We start from the raw sequence: 17293 nt of genomic DNA on the forward strand, positions 1-17293 counted from the left end.
CAAAAAACGCCCTGCACCTTCGGTTTGAAGGGTGCAGGGCGGGTGCGGCCGGTGGGATTCGAACCCACACGGGCTTTCGCCCAAGGGCTCCTAAGGCCCTCGCGTATGCCATTTCGCCACGGCCGCGCAGGCGACATGCTACCGGTCATTTGGCTCTTGCCTGAGCGGACCTCCGGCGGCCTCCTCTGCACCACGTTCTGGTGATCGCGTGGCAGTTGGGGCACAGCAGCCGCAGGTTCTCCCGCCGGTCGTCGCCCCAGTCCCCGTTGATGTGATCGATCTCCAGCGTCATGGGTTTGCCGATCCACTCAGGGCCGATTCCGCACTCTGCGCACTTCTCCGGTTCGCCCACTTCCAAGAGCGCCCTACGGAGCAGGTGAGTCCTCGTCCGGCGACTGCCGTCGTGCTTGACCAGGAGGTCTCCGGCGCGCCTCGGCGGCGTGGTGCCTGGCCCGCCGCGCTGATGCGCCTGTCCAGGTCGCTCCCTCGACTGCGCGGCGCAGCTCGTCAGTGCTTGGTCTGGCAGGCGCTGCCTTGATTCGCCTTTGCCGAGGCATATGTGAGACGTCGATCCCGAAGTGATCGAAGCGCCGAAAGAGATGGCGGCGAAGTTGGCCGTACGGCCGGGTGCCGAAGAAGGCGATGACCTCCTCGATATCGGAACACTGCGCGGCGGCTTCGGCCAGTAGCTCCCGGGTGTACTGAACGCCGCCGGTCATGACTGGCCACCTTGGGCTCGCCCCTTTCCGCGCCCTCGGTAACTATCCGTTGTCGAGTGGCAGTTGGGGCAGAGGAACCGCAGGTTTTCGATCCGGTTGTCGCGCCAGTTGCCGTCGATGTGGTCGACCTCCAGGGGAGCGCGTGTCCTCGCCAAACCGCTTCCGTGCCGCACAGGGCGCATCGCTCCGGCACGCCCGTGGTCGTCATCGCCCACTTGAGCCGGTCGCTAGGGATGCGCCGAGCCCGGCCGGCCGGCTGCTCGACGAGAAGGCCCTCTGGTGTTCGGGGGCGCCATGGCTTACCTCGCTGAGTCGGCACCTGGAAGTGCGAGATGTCGATGTCGTACGCCTTGATCCGACGGCTGATGTGCGTGTGGTGCCCGCCCACGACCTCAAGGCCAAGGTGCCGCAGCACTTCGCACATGTTCGTCGACGCCGAAACGGCCTCTTGGAGGATCTCCCGCGTCCAGTTCACTCCCTCGCGCTCGAAATGCGACACGCCCCCATCGATTCCCCTCCGCTCCCGGCCGCGTGTTCGCGGTCTCGTACGGAGTAACGAACCGGTAATCGGACAGTCACGCCCGGAATGCGGAGCGGCCCGTACCGGATGGTGCCGGTACGGGCCGCTGGGCAATCGAGACGACGTGGCGAGTCTCAGATACCCAGGTCCTTGATGATCTTCGCCACATGGCCCGTCGCCCGCACGTTGTACAGGGCGCGCTCGACCTTGCCCTCCTCGTCCACCACGATCGTGGAGCGGATGACGCCCATGTAGGTCTTGCCGTAGTTCTTCTTCTCGCCAAACGCGCCGTAGGCGTCGAGGGCCTTCTTGTCGGGGTCGGCGAGGAGGGTGACCCTGAGGTTCTCCTTCTCGCGGAACTTCGCGAGCTTCTCGGGCTTGTCGGGGGAGATGCCGATGACCTCGTAGCCGGCGCCGGCGAGGAGCTCCAGGTTGTCCGTGAAGTCGCAGGCCTGCTTCGTGCAGCCGGGGGTCAGGGCGGCCGGGTAGAAGTAGACGATGACCTTGCGGCCCCTGTGGTCGGCCAGCGACACCTCCTTGCCGTCGGCGTCCGGCAGGGTGAAGGCGGGGGCGGTGTCCCCGGGCTGGAGTCGCTCGCTCATCGGACTGGTCTCCTCGTGCGTACAGCGGACAACGGTGTAGGTCCCGAGCGTAATAGGGGGTCCTGACAGTCCGGCGCGCCGTGGAGCTGACAGACTGTCCGTGAAGAGATGCGGGCTGGAGCCCCGCTGGCGGATGCGGCGACACGGAGGCAGCGCGGTGGCGGACACCTCGGACACCAGAACCCCGGCGCAGATCGAGGCGGACATCAGGCGCCGCCGAGAGACGCTGGCCGAGACGCTTGACGAGATCGGCGTCCGGGTGCACCCGAAGACGATCGTCGGCGACGCCAAGGCCAGGGTCGTCTCGAACATCGACCACACGCTCGGGCGGGCCTACGTCGGGGTCAACCGCGTGGTCAGCGACGTCAAGGGCCAGATGGTCGGTGAGGACGGAGCGCCCCGGCTCGAACGGATCGTGCCGGTCGCCCTCGTCGTGGTCGGAGTCGTCGGGCTGCTCGCCCTCGGCACACGGCGCCGCAAGGGCTGACGACCGGAGCGGGGCCGTCCGGGCCCGAGGTCGGCCCTCCTGCGTACGATTCGAGCGAAGCCAGGTAGGTTCGGGGTGTGAGCGAGAAGACCCAGCACGACAAGTTGCCCATCCGGATGCTGCACGACCGTGTGCTCGTGCGGCAGGACACCACCGAGGGCGAGCGGCGCTCCGGCGGGGGCATCCTGATTCCGGCGACGGCGGCTGTCGGCAAGCGCCTGGCCTGGGCCGAGGTCGTCGCGGTCGGCCAGAACGTACGGACCGTGGAGCCGGGCGACCGTGTGCTGTTCGACCCCGAGGACCGCGCCGAGGTCGAGGTCCGGGGGGTCCCGTACGTGCTGATGCGTGAGCGGGACCTGCACGCCGTGGCCGCCGACCGGTTCGAAGGGTCCGAGGACTCGACGGGGTTGTACCTCTAGCGCTCCTGCAGGAGGAAGGGGCTGGTGACGTGGTCACCAGCCCCTTCCCCCTGTCGCGGATGTTCCGGCCGGCCGGGCGGGCAGGCGTCAGAAGCTCAGGTCGGGACTCGCGCCCCCTCCGTCGTCGCCCGTGCCTCCGTCGGCCGTGCCGGTGCCTCCGTCGTCGCCCGTGCCCCCTCCGTTGTCGCCGGTACCGCCGTCCGCGGTGCCGCCGCTGTCCGTGCCGGCCGTGGGCGGGGTGCCGGTGCTGCCTCCGTCGCCGGTCTCACCGCCGGTGGCGCCCTGGTCCGTGCCCGGGGTGCCGGTTGCGCCACCGTTGTCCTGGCCGGACGTCTGGCCCTCGGTGTCCTCACCGCCGGTGGTGCCGCCGTCGTCCTCGTCGCCGGGGCTGCTCGGCTCGCCGGCGGGGGCGCTGGGCGGGACCAGGACCACGTCGGCGCCCTCCTGGAGCTCCAGGTCGAAGTCCTTCACCGGAGAGCCCTTGAGGGCGTCCCTGGTGAACTGGGCCCAGATCTCCGCGGGCGCGCCACCGCCGTTGATACGGGGCAGGCCCATCGCGCCGTACAGCGACTTGTGCGCGCCGGTGACGGGGTCCTGGCCCATGACGGAGACCACGGTGGCGAGGTCGGGCGTGTAGCCGGCGAACCAGGCCGCCTGGTCCTCCTCGGCCGTACCGGTCTTGCCGGCCGCCGGGCGGCCCGCCGCCTGCGCCGCCGTGGCCGTGCCGCTGTCCACGACGGACTGCAGGACCTTCGTGGTCGTGTCGGCCGCCTCGCGGGTGACGACCTGCTGGACGTTCTGCTTGGGCAGGCCGAACTCCTCGCCGTCCTTGGTGATCTCGTTGACTAGGGTGTACGTGCCGTGCTTGCCGTGGTTGGCGAGCGTCGCGTACGCCTCCGTCATGTCCAGCACGCTGGCGGTGGCCGTGCCGAGGGCGATGGACGGGCCGTCGGGCATGTCCGGGGTGTCCTTGGGAAGGCCCAGGTCGATCGCCGTCTGCTTGACCCGCGTCGGGCCGACGTCGACGGCCATCTGCGCGTACACCGAGTTCACGGACTTGTCGGTGGCCTGGCGGACGGTGAGGTCGCCGTAGGAGACCTGGTCCTCGTTCTCGGGGGCGTACGGGGCGCCGCTCCAGCCCTGGACGGGGCGCTGGTTGGTGCCGTCGTAGATCGTGTTCGGGGTGATCGCGGTGCCGCTCTGGGTAACGGAGCTGTTCTGGACGGCGGAGGTGAACACGAACGGCTTGAAGGTGGATCCCACCTGGTAGTCGCGGCGTGTGGCGTTGTTGTAGTACTGCTTGGTGAAATCGATGCCGCCGTACATGGCGAGCACCTTGCCCGTCTTCGGGTCGATGGAGACGCCGCCGACGCGGACGTACTTGTCGACCTTGCGGTTCTTCTTGTCGAGATTGTCCATGACCTGGTCGTCGACCGCCTTGACGAAGGCGTCCTGCTTTTTCTTCTGGATGGTGGTCGTGATGCGGTAGCCGCCGGTCCGCAGGGTGTCCTCGTCGATGATGTCGTTGTCGTAGAGGTACTGCTTGACGGCCTCGACGAGGTAGCCGCGCTGGCCGGACATGCCCGCCGAGACGACGGTCTGCTTCGGGGCCGGGAACTGGGCCTTCGCCCGCGCGGACTCCGAGAGCCAGCCTTCCTTGACCATGCCGTCGAGGACGTAGTTCCAGCGGGCGAGGGCGGCGTTCTTGCTCTCGGGGTGCGCGACGACGTCGTACTCGCTCGGGGCGTTCAGCAGGGACGCGAGGTAGGCGCCCTGTTCGGCGGTGAGCTCGTCGGCGTCGACGCCGTAGTACGCCTGGGCGGCGGCCTGGATGCCGTACGCGTTGCGGCCGAAGTAGCTGGTGTTGAGGTAGCCCTCGAGGATGTGGGCCTTGGTTTCCTCGCGGTCCAGCTTGATCGAGATGAAGAACTCCTTCACCTTGCGGGTGACGGTCTGTTCCTGTGCCAGGTAGTAGTTCTTCACGTACTGCTGGGTGATCGTCGAGCCGGACTGCTTGCCCTTGCCGGTCGCCGTGTTCCAGGCGGCGCGGATCATCGCCTTGGGGTCGACGGCCGACTCGGTGTAGAAGTCGCGGTCCTCGGCAGCCAGTACGGCGTGCTGGGCGGGCTTGGAGATCTGCGCGAGCGTCACGTTCTCGCGGTTGACCTCGCCGTCGCGGGCGAGCTGGCTGCCGTCCGCGTACAGGAAGACGTTGCTCTGCTTGATCGCGGCCGCGTTCGCCGGGGGGATCTGGACGAGGTTGTAGCCCAGCACGAACAGGCCGATCAGCAGCAGGGACCCGAACAGGAACGTCCCGAGCACCATGCGCCAGGTGGGGAAGAGCCGCCGCCAGCCGGTGCGTTTGCGCTTGACCCGCTTGGCCTTCTTCCCGGACACGGTGGGCGCCGCCCCGGCGGCGGCGGTGGCGGCGGCGGTGTCTCCGGCGGTGTCTTCGGCCGAGGTGGGGATGGGGGCTGTGCGGGGGCCGTCGTCCGGGGGCACCGCGCGGAGTTGGCGGGTGGCGTCGTCCGTGGGGGTGGCGGGGGCGCCGGGTGCACCGGGTGCGTCGTCCGGCGTGGGTCCGGAGGCCTTGCCGGGCCCTCCGCCCGCCGCGGCTCCGGCGGGCACGCCCGCCCCGGCGCCCAGGACCGGGCCCGGAGCCGTGCGGCCAGGGGCTTTGCGGGGGTTGCTGCCGGGGGTCTGCCCAGTGGCTTTGTCGACTCCGTGGGCAACTCCGTTGCCGGGTCCGTTGCCGGGTCCCTTGTCGGGGGTGATGGCGCGGAGTTGGCGTGTGCTGTCGTCGTGGGGAGCGCCAGGCGTGCCGGACGGGTCGCCCGGCGTCGGGCCGGGGGCCTTACCGGGGCCGTCGGCGGAGCCCGCGCCGGAGATCTTCGCGGCGCGGCTGTCCTTGGGGCCGGGGGCGCTGTGGGGTTCGCTGTCGGGTCCCTTGTCGGGGGTGATGGCGCGGAGTTGGCGTGTGCTGTCGTCGTGGGGAGCGCCGGGCCCACCCGCCGTTCCTCCGGAGCCACTCCCCGTTCCGCCGGAGGCCCCCGGCGTTCTGCCGGAGGCACTCTCCGTTCCGCCGGAGGCACTCTCCGTTCCGCCGGAGGCCCCCGGCGTTCTGCCGGAGGCACTCTCCGTTCCGCCGGAGCCCCTCCCCGTTCCTCCGGAGCCACTCCCCGTTCCGTCGGTGGCACCCGGCGTTCTGCCGGAGGCACTCTCCGTTCCGTCGGTGGCACCCGGCGTACCGCCGGAGGCACTCCCCGTTCCTCCGGTGCCACCCGCCGTTCCGCGGGAGTTGCCCGAAGTTTTGTCGGGGCCGTCGGAAGTCGTCGTCTCCGGGGCCTTGCCGGGGCCGCTCGGCGTGTCCGAACCCTCCTCCGGGGCGCTGGAGGCAGTACCGGAGCCGGCGGAGCCCTTCGCGTTCTCGCCGCCGCCGCTTGAGGTCGTCCCGGATTCGGTGGCGGGCTCGTCGGGGCCGTCCGAAGGCGCCCCGGAGTCGTTGGGAGCCGTGGCGGGGGCGTCCGCCCCGGGTCGCTCCGGCCCTTTGCCGGGGCCCCGGGCGGGGCCCGGTTCCGGTTCTCTGGGCGCCCAGCCCTGGCGGTCCTGCTGCGGCTGCGGCTCGTCGCTCATGGTGCTGCCATGCTCCTGTTTCGCGTCGTACGTTCCCGTACGCCCTCGTACGCCTTCAACGCCCCCACTCGAAGACTGTTGCACCACCCGTTCCGTTCCCGGTGGGCGGCACACGCCGCCCCGGGAAAACACGTGGCACGCCTCCGCCTCCGCGCACTAGGCTCCTGCGCTTCGGCCCGAACCAGTCCCGACAACCGGACTCGACCGGACTCGCGGCGCTCTCGGCACAACTCTTCGCAGCGGATGGAGGTTCCTCGTGGGGACAGGGCGGTTGTACGCCGCTGTCGCCGCCGGTGGCTTCAGGCGGTACGCGACGTATCGGGCGGCCACCGCGGCAGGGGTGTTCACCAACACCGTCTTCGGCTTCATCCTCGCATACACCTACATCGCCCTCTGGGCCGAGAAGCCTCATCTCGGCGGCTACGACGAGGCCCAGGCACTCACCTACGTGTGGATCGGCCAGGCGATGTTCGCGGTCATGGTCCTCGGCAGCAACGGCTTCGAGGCGGAGCTGATCGAACGTATCCGTACGGGTGACATCGCGATCGACCTGTACCGGCCCGCCGACCTCCAGGCGTGGTGGCTCGCCGCCGACACCGGCCGCGCCCTCTTCCAACTGCTCGGACGCGGCGTGGTCCCCATGGCCTGCGGCGCGCTCTTCTTCGATCTCGCCCTGCCCACCGACCTGCTGACGTGGGCCGCCTGCCTGGTCGCGGTCGCTCTCGGGACAGTCGTCAGCTTCGCGATCCGGTACATCGTCGCGCTGTGCGCGTTCTGGCTGATGGACGGCGCGGGTGCGATGCAACTCACGTGGCTCGGCGGGATGTTCTTCTCCGGGATGCTGCTGCCGCTGAACGTCTTCCCGGGCGCCCTCGGCGAGATCGCCCGCCTGCTGCCCTGGTCGGCGCTGCTCCAGGCGCCCGCGGACGTCCTGATGGGGGAGGCGGACCCGCTCAGCGTGTTCGCCTTCCAGGCCGGCTGGGCGGTCGTCCTGCTCGCGGCCGGGCGGCTGGTCCAGTCGGCGGCGACACGGAGGGTGGTGGTCCAGGGTGGATGAGGTGGATGAGAACGGGCGGGCCCCGGCCGGCACGACCTACGCTCCTGAGGAGGCGTACGACGTGGTGCCGTGGCCGGATGCGTACGGGCCGTACAGCCGCGTACGCGACGGGCTGCGCGCCTACCGCATGATCGCCGCCATGTGGATCCGCTCCACGATGGCCTACCGCGCATCCTTCGCCATGACCACCTTCGGCAACTTCGCGGCGACGTCCTTCGACTTCGTCACGATCCTGCTGATGTTCTCGCAGGTCGACGAACTCGGTGGCTACACCCTGCCCGAGATCGCCTTCCTGTACGGGGTGGTGGGCGTCGCCTTCGGGCTGACCGACCTGATGATCGGCTCCATGGACCGGCTCGGGAGCCGCGTCCGTGACGGCACGCTGGACACCCTCCTCGTCCGCCCCGCGCCGGTGCTCGCCCAGGTCGCCGCGGACAAGTTCGCGCTGCGCCGGCTGGGCCGGATCACGCAGGGGCTGTTCGTGCTCGGGTACGCCGTCGCCGTGCTCGACATCGACTGGACGCCGCTGAAGGTGCTGATGGTCCCGATGATGGTGCTCAGCGGAGGGATGATCTTCGGGGCGGTGTTCGTGGCGGGCGGCGCCTTCCAGTTCGTCGCGCAGGACGCGGCCGAGGTGCAGAACTCGTTCACGTACGGCGGTGCCACCTTCCTGCAGTACCCGCCGACCGTCTTCGCCAAGGAGCTGGTGCGCGGTGTGACCTTCGTCCTGCCGCTCGCCTTCGTCAACTGGGTTCCCGCGCTGTACGTGCTCGGGCGCCCCTATCCGCTCGATCTGCCGGCCTGGGTGGCCTTCGCACCGCCGCTGGTGGGGGCGGGCTGCTGTGCGCTGGCGGGGCTCGCCTGGCGCGCGGGACTGCGTTCGTATCGGAGTACGGGGAGTTAGGCAGAGGTGGGCATGGACGACAGGAACGACGGGGACCGCAGCGACCGCAGGGACCGCAGCGACCACAGGGACGACAGGGACCGTCACTTCATCGAACTCGACCGGGTCGAGAAGGTCTTCGACGTCCGCAAGAAGACCGGGTTCCTGCGCAGTGAGCGGCGTGAGGTGCGGGCGGTCGACTCGATCTCCTTCACCGTGGCGCGCGGCGAGATGGTCGGCTACATCGGGCCGAACGGCGCCGGGAAGTCCACCACCATCAAGATGCTCACCGGCATCCTCACCCCGAGCGGCGGCCGGGTGCGGGTCGCCGGCATCGACCCCTCCCGTGAACGCACCCGCCTCGCGCACCGCATCGGCGTCGTCTTCGGGCAGCGCACCACCCTGTGGTGGGACCTCCCGCTGATCGACTCCTACCGGCTGATGCACCGCATGTACCGCATCCCGGACGCCCGTTACCGCGCGAACCTCGACCGCTGTGTCGAACTCCTCGAACTGGCCGACCTGTTGGACGTCCCCGTACGCCAGCTGTCCCTCGGCCAGCGGATGCGCGGCGACATCGCGGCCGCGCTGCTGCACGACCCCGAGGTGCTCTACCTCGACGAGCCGACCATCGGCCTCGACGTGATCAGCAAGGCCAAGGTGCGGGAGTTCCTGCGGGACCTGAACGCCGAGCGCGGCACCACCGTGCTGCTCACCACGCACGACCTGCAGGACATCGAGCAGGTCTGCCGGCGCGTGATGGTCATCGACCACGGCCGGCTCATGTACGACGGTCCGATCGCCGGTCTGCACGAGGTGGGCGACGGCGAGCGGACCCTCGTGGTGGACCTGGAGCGGGAGCTGCCCCCGATCGAGGCGCCGCCGGCGCGGGTGGTGAAGGTGGAGGGACCGCGGCAGTGGCTGGCGTTTCCCGCGTCCGAGTCGGCGGCCCCGCTGGTGGCGCGGATCGCGGCGGAGTATCCGCTGGTGGACCTGTCCGTGCGGGAGCCGGACATCGAGGCCGTGATCGCGACGATGTACGCGGAGCAGGCGGGACGGACGGACCGCGCCCGGCGGGCGGGCGAGGCGGAGGAGACGGTGTCGTAGCCCGGCGGGCGGGTTGCTCGTAGGCTGGCCTTCATGACCGACGCTGCGTCTTCCGGGGGAAGTGACGATCAGCGGCTGACGCCGCGGGCGCCCAGGTCCCCCAGCCCCGAAGCCTCCTCCGACTCCCTCCCGTCCTCCCCCTCCCCCTCCCCCTCCCCCTCGCCCTCGCCCTCGCCCTCCCTCTCCTCCGACGACCTGCGCGCCTCGGACGCGGACCGTGAGCGGGTCGCCGAGCAGTTGCGGGACGCCCTGGCGGAGGGCCGTCTCGACATGGAGGAGTTCGAGGAGCGCCTGGACGCCACGTACAAGGCCCGCACGTACGGGGAGCTGGCTCCGATCACCCGCGACCTGCCGGGGTCGGGCGCCGTGGCGCCGCCGCCCGTGTCGATGGTCAAGGAGCCCGCCCGGCAGGGGAGCTGGGCCGGGCGGATCGTCGGCGGCGAGGGCTCGTCCACCTGGGGTGTGGCGGTCATGTCGGGCTTCGAGCGCAAGGGGCACTGGACCGTGCCCCGGCAGTTCAACTGCTTCGCCTTCTGGGGCGGCGGCTCCATCGACCTGCGTGACGCGAACTTCGCCGACCACGAGGTCACCATCAACTGCGTGGCGATCATGGGCGGCGTGGAGATCATCGTGCCGCCCGGCGTCGAGGTCGTGGTCCGCGGTCTCGGCATCATGGGCGGCTTCGACCACAGCGAGGAGGGCGTCCCGGGCGACCCCGGCGCGCCCCGCGTGATCGTCACCGGGTTCGCCTTCTGGGGCGGTGTCGGCGTCGAGCGCAAGCTGCCGAGGACGGAGCGGCAGCGCCTGAAGGAGGTCCGCCGCCAGGAGAAGCTGGAGCGCAGGCAGGCTCGCAAGGAACTGCACGCCTCACGCCACGACCCCGTGCACGAGCTGCACGACGCCCACCGCGAGGCGATGGAGCAGGTCCGCGACGCCCTGGACCAGCACCGCGAGGCCCGCCGGGAGGAACGCGAGATCCGCCGCGAGGAGCGTGAGGCCCGCCGGGAGGACCGGGAGAGGCGCCGGCGCGGGCACTACTGACCCGGAGGCCCGCGGGCGCTGTTGACCCGGAGGCCCGCGGGTACTACCGACCCGGAGGCAGCCTTCGGGGCCGTCCGGACACCTCTCGCAGAGCGTTTCTCAGAGCTCCGCCGGGGCCGGGCCCTTCAGGCTCTTCAGGTCGAAGACCTCCGCCATCCGCGCGTACCCCTTGTCGCTGGGGTGGAGGTGGTCGCCCGAGTCGTAGTCGGACCGCAGGCGGCGCGGGTTGTACGGGTCGCGGAGTGCCTCGTCGAAGTCGACGTACGCGTCGTACACGCGGCCCGCGCGGATCTCGGCGTTCACGGCCTCACGTACGGCCTCACGGTCGTCGCGGTAGCCGCGGTGGCCCTGGAAGGGCATGAGGGTGGCGCCGACGACGCGCAGCCCGCGGGCGTGGGCCTGGGCGACCAGTTCGCGCAGCCCGTCGGTGATCGTCCGCGGGTTCACGCGGCCCGGGTTGCGCAGGATGTCGTTGACGCCGAGGTCTATGACGACGGCCTTGACGCCGGTGCGGCCGAGCGCGTCGCGCTGGAAGCGGGACAGGCCGCTCGGGTTCTCGGCCGGGCGGCCGAGGCCGTTGGCGAGGATCTGGTTGCCGCTGATGCCCTGGTTGACCACGCTGTAGCGCGGCACGTCGCCGGAGCCGGCGGCGTCGCGCAGCCGCTGGGACAGGACGTCGGGCCAGCGCCGGTTGGCGTTCACGGTCGAGGTCACGCCGTCGGTGAGCGAGTCGCCGACCACGACGACCGTGCCGTCCGACTCGTTGCTGAGTACGTCCAGCGCGGTGACGTAGCGCCAGTACATGGTCTGCGTGGTGTACGGCTCCCCGGTGACGTCCTCCGTGTGGTCGCCCTCGGCCGTGTACGAGATCTGGCGGGCCTGCGGGTGGTAGGTGACCGGGCCGGACGGTGTGGGGGAGTAGGTGGTCACCAGCACGTCGGTGTTCGGCGGCACGGTGACGCGTACGACATCGCTCAGGATCTGCTGGCCCGGCTGGATGACGACCGAGGGGTTGCCGCCGAAGGTGAGACGTCGCATGCTGTCGGCCGTGGCGGCCGGGTTGTTCGCGGCGGCGGCCACCGCGAGGGACGCGTGCGTGATGCTGAGCGGCTGCTGGCCGTAGAGGTTGGACAGCGTGATGCGGGCGCTCGTACCGCCGGTGCTGGTGTGCACGACGTTGCGGACGGAACGGCCCGCGAGGCCGTTCGTCTCCGTGCCGGGCTCGCCGCCGACGGGGGAGGCGGACCAGGCGCCGACCCAGGTGCCGGTGGAGGCGGGAGCCGCCGGGTTGCGCGGGGTGCCGCGGCCGCTTGCGAACGTCTTCGTCTCGTGACCGTCGTCTAATCCGACGCCCACGTATATGGCGGCCGAGAGGGCCACGACCAGTGCGCAGATGGCAGCGAGCAAGGCATAACCGTGACGCTTGGTCATGCGGTGCGTTTCTCCTCGAGCGAAGGGAGCCCGAGGCTCCGATGTGATCACCCCATGATGCGTCATGGGGCAGGGGAGACTCGCCAGGACCCCCGTCGATTCCCCCGACCGGACAGACGCGGGGAACTCCTGTTCCGTTCCAGGAGTCGTTCAGGAAAAGGTCACACAAGCGTCACACCGTCGCTGAGCGGCCGGGAAGGGACAATGGGGTATGGGGGACGCGACCGGGTGGAGCGAATGAACGGTACGGATCCGCACATGCCGCACGAAAAGGGCAGGCCCTCCCTGCCCCGGGGGCCCCTGCCCGCCGACCCTGCCCCGGCGGGGACGCACGCGGAGGACAGGGCGGCGCCCGGCTCGGTGAGCGGGCGTTCCGAACACGGCGCGGCCCCTGCCGGAGCCAGGCCTCCCACGGCCGCCCCCACCGCCGTCCCCTCCCACCGCACGATGACCACCTTCAGCCCCGCCGACGAGGAGAAGCGCCGGGGCGTGCGGCAGATGAAGATCACGGCGACCGGGCTGCTCCTCTTCGTGGCGCTCGTGTACGTGCTCGCGAAGTGGGCCTCGCACGCCGGGGCGGGGCCCTGGGCGGGCTACGTGGCCGCGGCCGCCGAGGCCGGGATGGTCGGCGCGCTGGCGGACTGGTTCGCCGTCACCGCCCTGTTCCGGCACCCCATGGGCCTGCCCATCCCGCACACCGCGATCATCCCCAACAAGAAGGACCAGCTCGGGGTCTCCCTGGGCGAGTTCGTGGGGGAGAACTTCCTCTCCCAGGACGTCGTACGGCAGCGCCTGCGTGCCGTGGGCATCGGCAGCCGCCTCGGCGCCTGGCTGGCCGTACCGGACAACGCCGACCGGGTCACCGCCGAGCTCGCCACCGCGCTGCGCGGCGCCCTGAGAGTGCTGCGCGACTCCGACGTCCAGGCGGTGGTCGGTGAGGCCGTCACCCGCCGCGCCAACGCCCAGGAGATCGCGCCCGGCATCGGCAAGATGCTGGAGAAGATCGTCGCCGACGGCGGTCACAGACGGGCCGTCGACCTGATCGTCACCCGCGCCCAGAGCTGGCTGATACTCCACGACGAGCAGGTCATGAGCGCCGTACAGGGTGGTGCCCCCGGCTGGACCCCCCGTTTCGTCGACAAGAAGGTCGGCGAGCGCGTCTACAAGGAGCTGCTCCGCTTCGTCACCGAGATGCGGGACTCGCCCACGCACCCCGCCCGCGGCGCCCTCGACCGCTTCCTCACCGACTTCGCCTCCGACCTCCAGTCCGACACGGACACCCGCGCCCGCGTCGAGCGGCTCAAGGGCGAGGTGCTGGGCCGGGGCGAGGTCCAGGACCTCATCGCGTCCGCATGGACCGCCGTACGGTCCATGATCGTGTCCGCCGCCGAGGACGAACGCAGCGAGCTGCGGCTGCGCGTGCGGGCCTCGCTGCTGTCGCTCGGGGCCCGGATGGCCACCGAAGCGAAGATCCAGGGCAAGGTCGACCGCTGGGTCGAGGACGCCGCCGTCTACGTCGTCACCACGTACCGGCGTGAGATCACCTCGCTCATCACGGACACGGTCGCCAGCTGGGACGCCGGGCACACGACGAAGAAGATCGAGGCGCACATCGGCCGTGACCTGCAGTTCATCCGTATCAACGGCACGGTGGTCGGCTCCCTGGCCGGCCTGCTGATCTACTCGGTGTCACGGATGTTCGGGGCGTAGACGGCTTCCTCGCGGGCGTGAACCCGCCGACTCGGGGGACCCGGCTCGGGTTCACTCGACGTGGAGGGAGCCCATGACAACCGCGCAGGCCGAGACCGGCCGTACCGTGACCACCGACATACCAGGCCGCCTCGACCGCCTCCCGTGGTCGCGCTGGCACTGGACGATCGTGATCGGACTCGGCACCGTCTGGATCCTGGACGGGCTGGAGGTCACGGTCGTCGGCAACATCGCCGGCCGCCTCGCGGAGGAGGGCAGCGGCCTCGCCATCTCGTCGGCGCAGATCACGGGCATCGCGGCCGCCCTGTACGTGGCGGGCGCCTGCGCGGGAGCGCTGTTCTTCGGGCGCATGACGGACCTCTTCGGCCGCAAGAAACTCTTCATGGTCACGCTCGCGGTCTACCTCGGTGCCACCGCCCTGACCGCCGTCTCCTTCGAGGCCTGGTGGTTCTTCCTGTTCCGCTTCCTGACGGGCTTCGGCATCGGAGGCGAGTACGCGGCCATCAACTCCGCGATCGACGAGCTGATCCCCTCGCGCTACCGCGGCCGCGTCGACATCGTCATCAACGGCAGCTTCTGGCTGGGCGCGATCGGGGGCTCCCTCCTGTCGATCCTCGCGCTCAACAAGAACCTCTTCGCGGCGGACATCGGCTGGCGCCTCACCTTCGCCCTCGGCGTCGTCCTCGGCCTGGTGATCCTGCTGGTCCGGCGCAACGTCCCGGAGAGCCCCCGCTGGCTGCTCATCCACGGCCGGGAGGAGGAGGCGGAACGGCTCGTGTCGAAGGTGGAGGCCAAGGTCGCCGCGGACACCGGTCACCGGCTGCCCCCGGCGACCCAGGAGATCACCATCCGCCAGCGCAGCAGCATCGGCTTCGGCACCATCGCCCGCACCGTCTTCTCCACCTACCGCAGGCGCGCCGCCCTCGGCTTCTCCCTCTTCATCGGGCAGGCCTTCCTCTACAACGCGATCACGTTCGGCTTCGGCGCGATCCTGACCACGTTCTACGACGTCTCCACCTCCGACACCGGCTACTACTTCGCGTTCATCGCGGCCGGCAACTTCCTCGGCCCGCTCCTGCTCGGCAAGCTCTTCGACACCGTCGGCCGCCGGGTGATGATCTCGTCGACGTACCTGCTGTCGGGCGTCCTGCTCTTCGGCACGGCCTGGCTCTTCGACCGGGGCTCGCTGAGCGCGACGACGCTGACGGTGTGCTGGTGCGTGGTGCTGTTCTTCGCCTCGGCCGGAGCGTCCAGCGCGTACCTGACCGTCTCGGAGGTCTTCCCCATGGAGACCCGCGCGATGGCCATCGCCTTCTTCTACGCCATCGGCACGGCGGCGGGAGGCATCACCGGACCGCTGATCTTCGCCGACCTCACCGAGTCCGGCGTCGTGGGCGACACGGTCCTCGCCTTCCAGATCGGCGCGTCCCTGATGTGCGCGGCCGGCCTGGTGGCGGCGGTCCTGGCGGTACACGCGGAACGCCGTTCACTGGAGGACATCGCCCGCCCCCTGTCGGCGACGGAGACGTCACGCTCGTCCAGTCCTTCCGGCGTTTGAGCTGATCATTCAGCCCCCATTCAGCTCCTCCGGCGTTGGAGCCGATCTTTTAGTCCCTCCGGCGTTTGAGGAGCGGGGGTCCGGGGGCCGGCCCCCGAACGGGGTCCGGGGCGGAGCCTCGAAAGGATGGGGCCCGGGGTGGCCCTGAAACAGGGCCCGGGGTGGCCCTGAAACGAGGTCCGGGGCGGAGCCCCGAAGGATGGGGGTCCGGGGGCGTAGCCCCTTTGAGGAGCGGGGGTCCGGGGGTTGGCCCCCGAATTGGGTACGGGGGCGTAGCGCCTTTGAGGAGCGGGGGTCCGGGGGTTGGCCCTCGAACTGGTTACGGGGGCGTAGCGCCTTTGAGGAGCGGGGGTCCGGGGGTTGGCCCCCGAACTGAGTACGGGGGCGTAGCCCCTTTGAGGAGCGGGGGTCCGGGGGTTGGCCCCCGAATTGGGTACGGGGGCGCAGCGCCTTTGAGGAGCGGGGGTCCGGGGGTGCCCCCGAACTGGGTCCGGGAGCGCAGCTCCTTTGAGGAGCGAGGGCTCGGGGGCGGCCCTGAAACGGGGTCCGGGGCGGAGCCCCGAAGGACGGGGGTCCAGGGGGCGCAGCCTCCTTGGCCGGGGGCGAAGGGGCGGAGCCCCTGGGGATGGGACGGGTAGGGGCGGCGGGGGCGAGAAACCCCCCGCCGCACAACCCGGCGTCTGAGTACATCTGAGTACGCCCCTCTGAGTACCCGTACTCTGTCGCACGGTCACCCCACCAGGAACCCTCGTACGCATGACCGAGAAGCTGCTGAGCCCCCTGCGCACGCGCCCCTGGCCGGAACGCTGGCTGACCCGCCTGCTCGGCGCCACTCTGGCCGTGGCCCTGTACCTGCTCTGTCTGCCCTGGGATCTGCGCAACCGCGTCGAGTTCCCGGGCTCCCTCAGCGAGACGACTCCGGTGGCCGGCCCCGGCCTCGCCGTCCTCGGCGTCGCCCTGATCGCGCTGGCCGCCTACTTCGGCCACCGCGACGCCCTGGCCTGGCCGCTGCTCGTGGCCGCGGTGCCGCCGGCCACGCTGATGTACGTCTCCTTCCGCAGCCACCCGGAGCCCCCGGACGCGGGCGTCTGGCCACTGACCTGGGCCTTCTTCACGCTGGTGATCGGCGCGGGCGTCCTGGTCACGGCCTCCGTGGCCCGGCGCTTCCGGGCCGATGCGGTCGAGGACGGCTGGGTGACGGGAGCGCGGGGCTCGTCGTGAGCCGGAACCGCTGACAAGTGCGTGCGGTCAGGCCCCCGTGGTGGAGCCCGGCCGCACGATCATGAGGACGGTGACCACGGCCCACAGCAGGTTGAAGATCCCGGTGAACATGGCCAGCTGAACGGTGGCCCTGGGGCTGACGACGGCGATCGCGGAGCCGGCACCGTGCTCGGGGACGGCGCCGGCCGAGGCGGTGGCCAGCCCGTCGAGGATCTCCTCCTGCCGGGGCAGCACCAGCACCACCAGTACGATCGCCGCCGCCACCGTCAGCGCGATCGACACGATCAGCCAGGGGTCGCCCATCACCCCCATGGCCCCTGCCGTGGCCAGCCCGAACACGGGTACGGCGATGCCGAGGCCCGCGTACACCCTGCAGATCCGATGCAGCAGCCGCACGGCCGACACGGCCCGCTCACTGCCGGGCTCGGCCAGCGCCTGCCGCGCACTCGGCGGGAACATGCTGGCCGCGACGGTGACGGGGCCGACGGCGACGATGGCCGCGATGACGTGGAGGGAGAGGAGCAGCTTGGTCACGGGGTGACGCTACGGGGCGTCCGGGGGACGAGAAAGCGGCGGGATCGCCACGGTCCAACGGATTCTCGCCAGCCACCGACCGCCCGGAAACCGCGCGTTCTTTGGGCGTGGGGAACCGCGCGTGCTCGGGGGCGCGGGGAACGCGCGTGGTTGGGGCGCGGGGAACTGCGCGACCAGCCACCCCCCACCCGCAGCCGACCCACCACCCCAGCTCCCCCCACCCGGGGTCTCGGGGGCGGAGCCCTCGGGGATGGGACGGGTAGGGGCGGCGGGGGCGAAGAAAACCCCGAGGCACCCCGAGGCACCCGCCACCGCAAGAACCCCGCGGCGATCACGCACGGCAGGAACCCCGTGGCAAGAACCCGTCGCAC

General features: G+C 70.8%; 13 protein-coding genes, 1 tRNA gene and 2 pseudogenes. 9 read left to right on the forward strand and 7 right to left on the reverse strand.

The annotated features are described in order from the left end of the window. Positions 1–43 precede the first annotated feature (43 nt). From ACZ49J_RS33500 to bcp, 4 genes and pseudogenes are all read right to left on the reverse strand, one after another. Positions 44–126, reverse strand: a tRNA-Leu gene (locus tag ACZ49J_RS33500). Positions 127–145: 19 nt separating this feature from the next. Beyond that, a pseudogene (locus ACZ49J_RS33505) lies at positions 146–719 on the reverse strand (HNH endonuclease). Beyond that, positions 716–1353, reverse strand: a pseudogene (locus ACZ49J_RS33510) (HNH endonuclease). Before ACZ49J_RS33510 ends, ACZ49J_RS33505 begins: the two co-directional pseudogenes overlap by 4 nt. 20 nt (positions 1354–1373) lie before the next feature. Continuing rightward, positions 1374–1841 (reverse strand): thioredoxin-dependent thiol peroxidase, encoded by a 468-nt coding sequence (gene bcp, locus ACZ49J_RS33515; protein ID WP_467450391.1) that lies wholly within the window; start codon positions 1839–1841, stop codon positions 1374–1376. 157 nt (positions 1842–1998) lie between these two features. On the opposite strand from bcp, the gene ACZ49J_RS33520 reads away from it, so the two are divergent. Together ACZ49J_RS33520 and ACZ49J_RS33525 are read left to right on the forward strand one after the other, a co-directional pair. Next, positions 1999–2328: a DUF3618 domain-containing protein gene (locus tag ACZ49J_RS33520; protein ID WP_467450392.1), complete on the forward strand. Its 330-nt coding sequence runs from the start codon at positions 1999–2001 to the stop codon at positions 2326–2328. Positions 2329–2405: 77 nt separating this feature from the next. Further along, a complete protein-coding gene (locus ACZ49J_RS33525) occupies positions 2406–2747 on the forward strand; it encodes a GroES family chaperonin (RefSeq protein WP_467450394.1) in 342 nt (113 codons plus the stop codon). Positions 2748–2834: 87 nt separating this feature from the next. Here the strand turns inward: ACZ49J_RS33525 and ACZ49J_RS33530 are convergent, their stop codons facing one another. Continuing rightward, positions 2835–6380: a transglycosylase domain-containing protein gene (locus ACZ49J_RS33530; protein ID WP_467450395.1), complete on the reverse strand. Its 3546-nt coding sequence runs from the start codon at positions 6378–6380 to the stop codon at positions 2835–2837. A 256-nt stretch (positions 6381–6636) separates the two neighbouring features. Between ACZ49J_RS33530 and ACZ49J_RS33535 the strand changes: the two genes are divergently transcribed. From ACZ49J_RS33535 to ACZ49J_RS33550, 4 genes are all read left to right on the forward strand, one after another. Beyond that, positions 6637–7437 (forward strand): ABC transporter permease, encoded by an 801-nt coding sequence (locus ACZ49J_RS33535; protein ID WP_467450396.1) that lies wholly within the window; start codon positions 6637–6639, stop codon positions 7435–7437. 61 nt (positions 7438–7498) lie between these two features. Beyond that, on the forward strand, positions 7499–8341 hold the full coding sequence (locus tag ACZ49J_RS33540; RefSeq protein WP_467450632.1) for an ABC transporter permease: 843 nt from the start codon (positions 7499–7501) through the stop codon (positions 8339–8341). A gap of 12 nt (positions 8342–8353) precedes the next feature. Next, complete coding sequence (locus ACZ49J_RS33545) at positions 8354–9427, forward strand: ABC transporter ATP-binding protein (protein WP_467450398.1); 1074 nt, start codon at positions 8354–8356, stop codon at positions 9425–9427. Between the two features lie 33 nt (positions 9428–9460). Continuing rightward, positions 9461–10468, forward strand: a complete 1008-nt coding sequence (locus ACZ49J_RS33550; protein ID WP_467450399.1) for a DUF1707 SHOCT-like domain-containing protein — start codon at positions 9461–9463, stop codon at positions 10466–10468. Between the two features lie 99 nt (positions 10469–10567). Here the strand turns inward: ACZ49J_RS33550 and ACZ49J_RS33555 are convergent, their stop codons facing one another. Next, entirely contained in the window at positions 10568–11899 is a 1332-nt protein-coding gene (locus tag ACZ49J_RS33555) for an SGNH/GDSL hydrolase family protein (protein ID WP_467450400.1), read from the reverse strand. Positions 11900–12157: 258 nt separating this feature from the next. On the opposite strand from ACZ49J_RS33555, the gene ACZ49J_RS33560 reads away from it, so the two are divergent. The 3 genes from ACZ49J_RS33560 (at position 12158) to ACZ49J_RS33570 (ending at position 16388) form a co-directional block, all read left to right on the forward strand. Next, complete coding sequence (locus ACZ49J_RS33560) at positions 12158–13609, forward strand: DUF445 domain-containing protein (RefSeq protein WP_467450401.1); 1452 nt, start codon at positions 12158–12160, stop codon at positions 13607–13609. Positions 13610–13682: 73 nt separating this feature from the next. Then, positions 13683–15167: an MFS transporter gene (locus tag ACZ49J_RS33565; RefSeq protein ID WP_467450403.1), complete on the forward strand. Its 1485-nt coding sequence runs from the start codon at positions 13683–13685 to the stop codon at positions 15165–15167. 756 nt (positions 15168–15923) lie between these two features. Then, positions 15924–16388: a hypothetical protein gene (locus tag ACZ49J_RS33570; RefSeq protein WP_467450406.1), complete on the forward strand. Its 465-nt coding sequence runs from the start codon at positions 15924–15926 to the stop codon at positions 16386–16388. Positions 16389–16415: 27 nt separating this feature from the next. Here the strand turns inward: ACZ49J_RS33570 and ACZ49J_RS33575 are convergent, their stop codons facing one another. Next, the gene (locus ACZ49J_RS33575) at positions 16416–16922 is read right to left on the reverse strand and encodes a protease (RefSeq protein ID WP_467450407.1); all 507 of its coding nucleotides are present in this window, start codon (positions 16920–16922) and stop codon (positions 16416–16418) included. Between the last annotated feature and the right edge of the window lie 371 nt (positions 16923–17293).

It is taken from the genome of Streptomyces sp. NPDC030840, assembly GCF_055572015.1.

What these genes read in the sequence shown, in the direction of transcription:
- ACZ49J_RS33545 (WP_467450398.1), top strand. Translation starts at nt 8,354, where the DNA reads ATGGACGACAGGAACGACGGGGACCGCAGCGACCGCAGGGACCGCAGC.
- ACZ49J_RS33570 (WP_467450406.1), top strand. Translation starts at nt 15,924, where the DNA reads ATGACCGAGAAGCTGCTGAGCCCCCTGCGCACGCGCCCCTGGCCGGAA.
- ACZ49J_RS33550 (WP_467450399.1), top strand. Translation starts at nt 9,461, where the DNA reads ATGACCGACGCTGCGTCTTCCGGGGGAAGTGACGATCAGCGGCTGACG.
- bcp (WP_467450391.1), bottom strand. Translation starts at nt 1,841, where the DNA reads ATGAGCGAGCGACTCCAGCCCGGGGACACCGCCCCCGCCTTCACCCTG.
- ACZ49J_RS33565 (WP_467450403.1), top strand. Translation starts at nt 13,683, where the DNA reads ATGACAACCGCGCAGGCCGAGACCGGCCGTACCGTGACCACCGACATA.
- ACZ49J_RS33555 (WP_467450400.1), bottom strand. Translation starts at nt 11,899, where the DNA reads ATGACCAAGCGTCACGGTTATGCCTTGCTCGCTGCCATCTGCGCACTG.
- ACZ49J_RS33530 (WP_467450395.1), bottom strand. Translation starts at nt 6,380, where the DNA reads ATGAGCGACGAGCCGCAGCCGCAGCAGGACCGCCAGGGCTGGGCGCCC.
- ACZ49J_RS33560 (WP_467450401.1), top strand. Translation starts at nt 12,158, where the DNA reads ATGCCGCACGAAAAGGGCAGGCCCTCCCTGCCCCGGGGGCCCCTGCCC.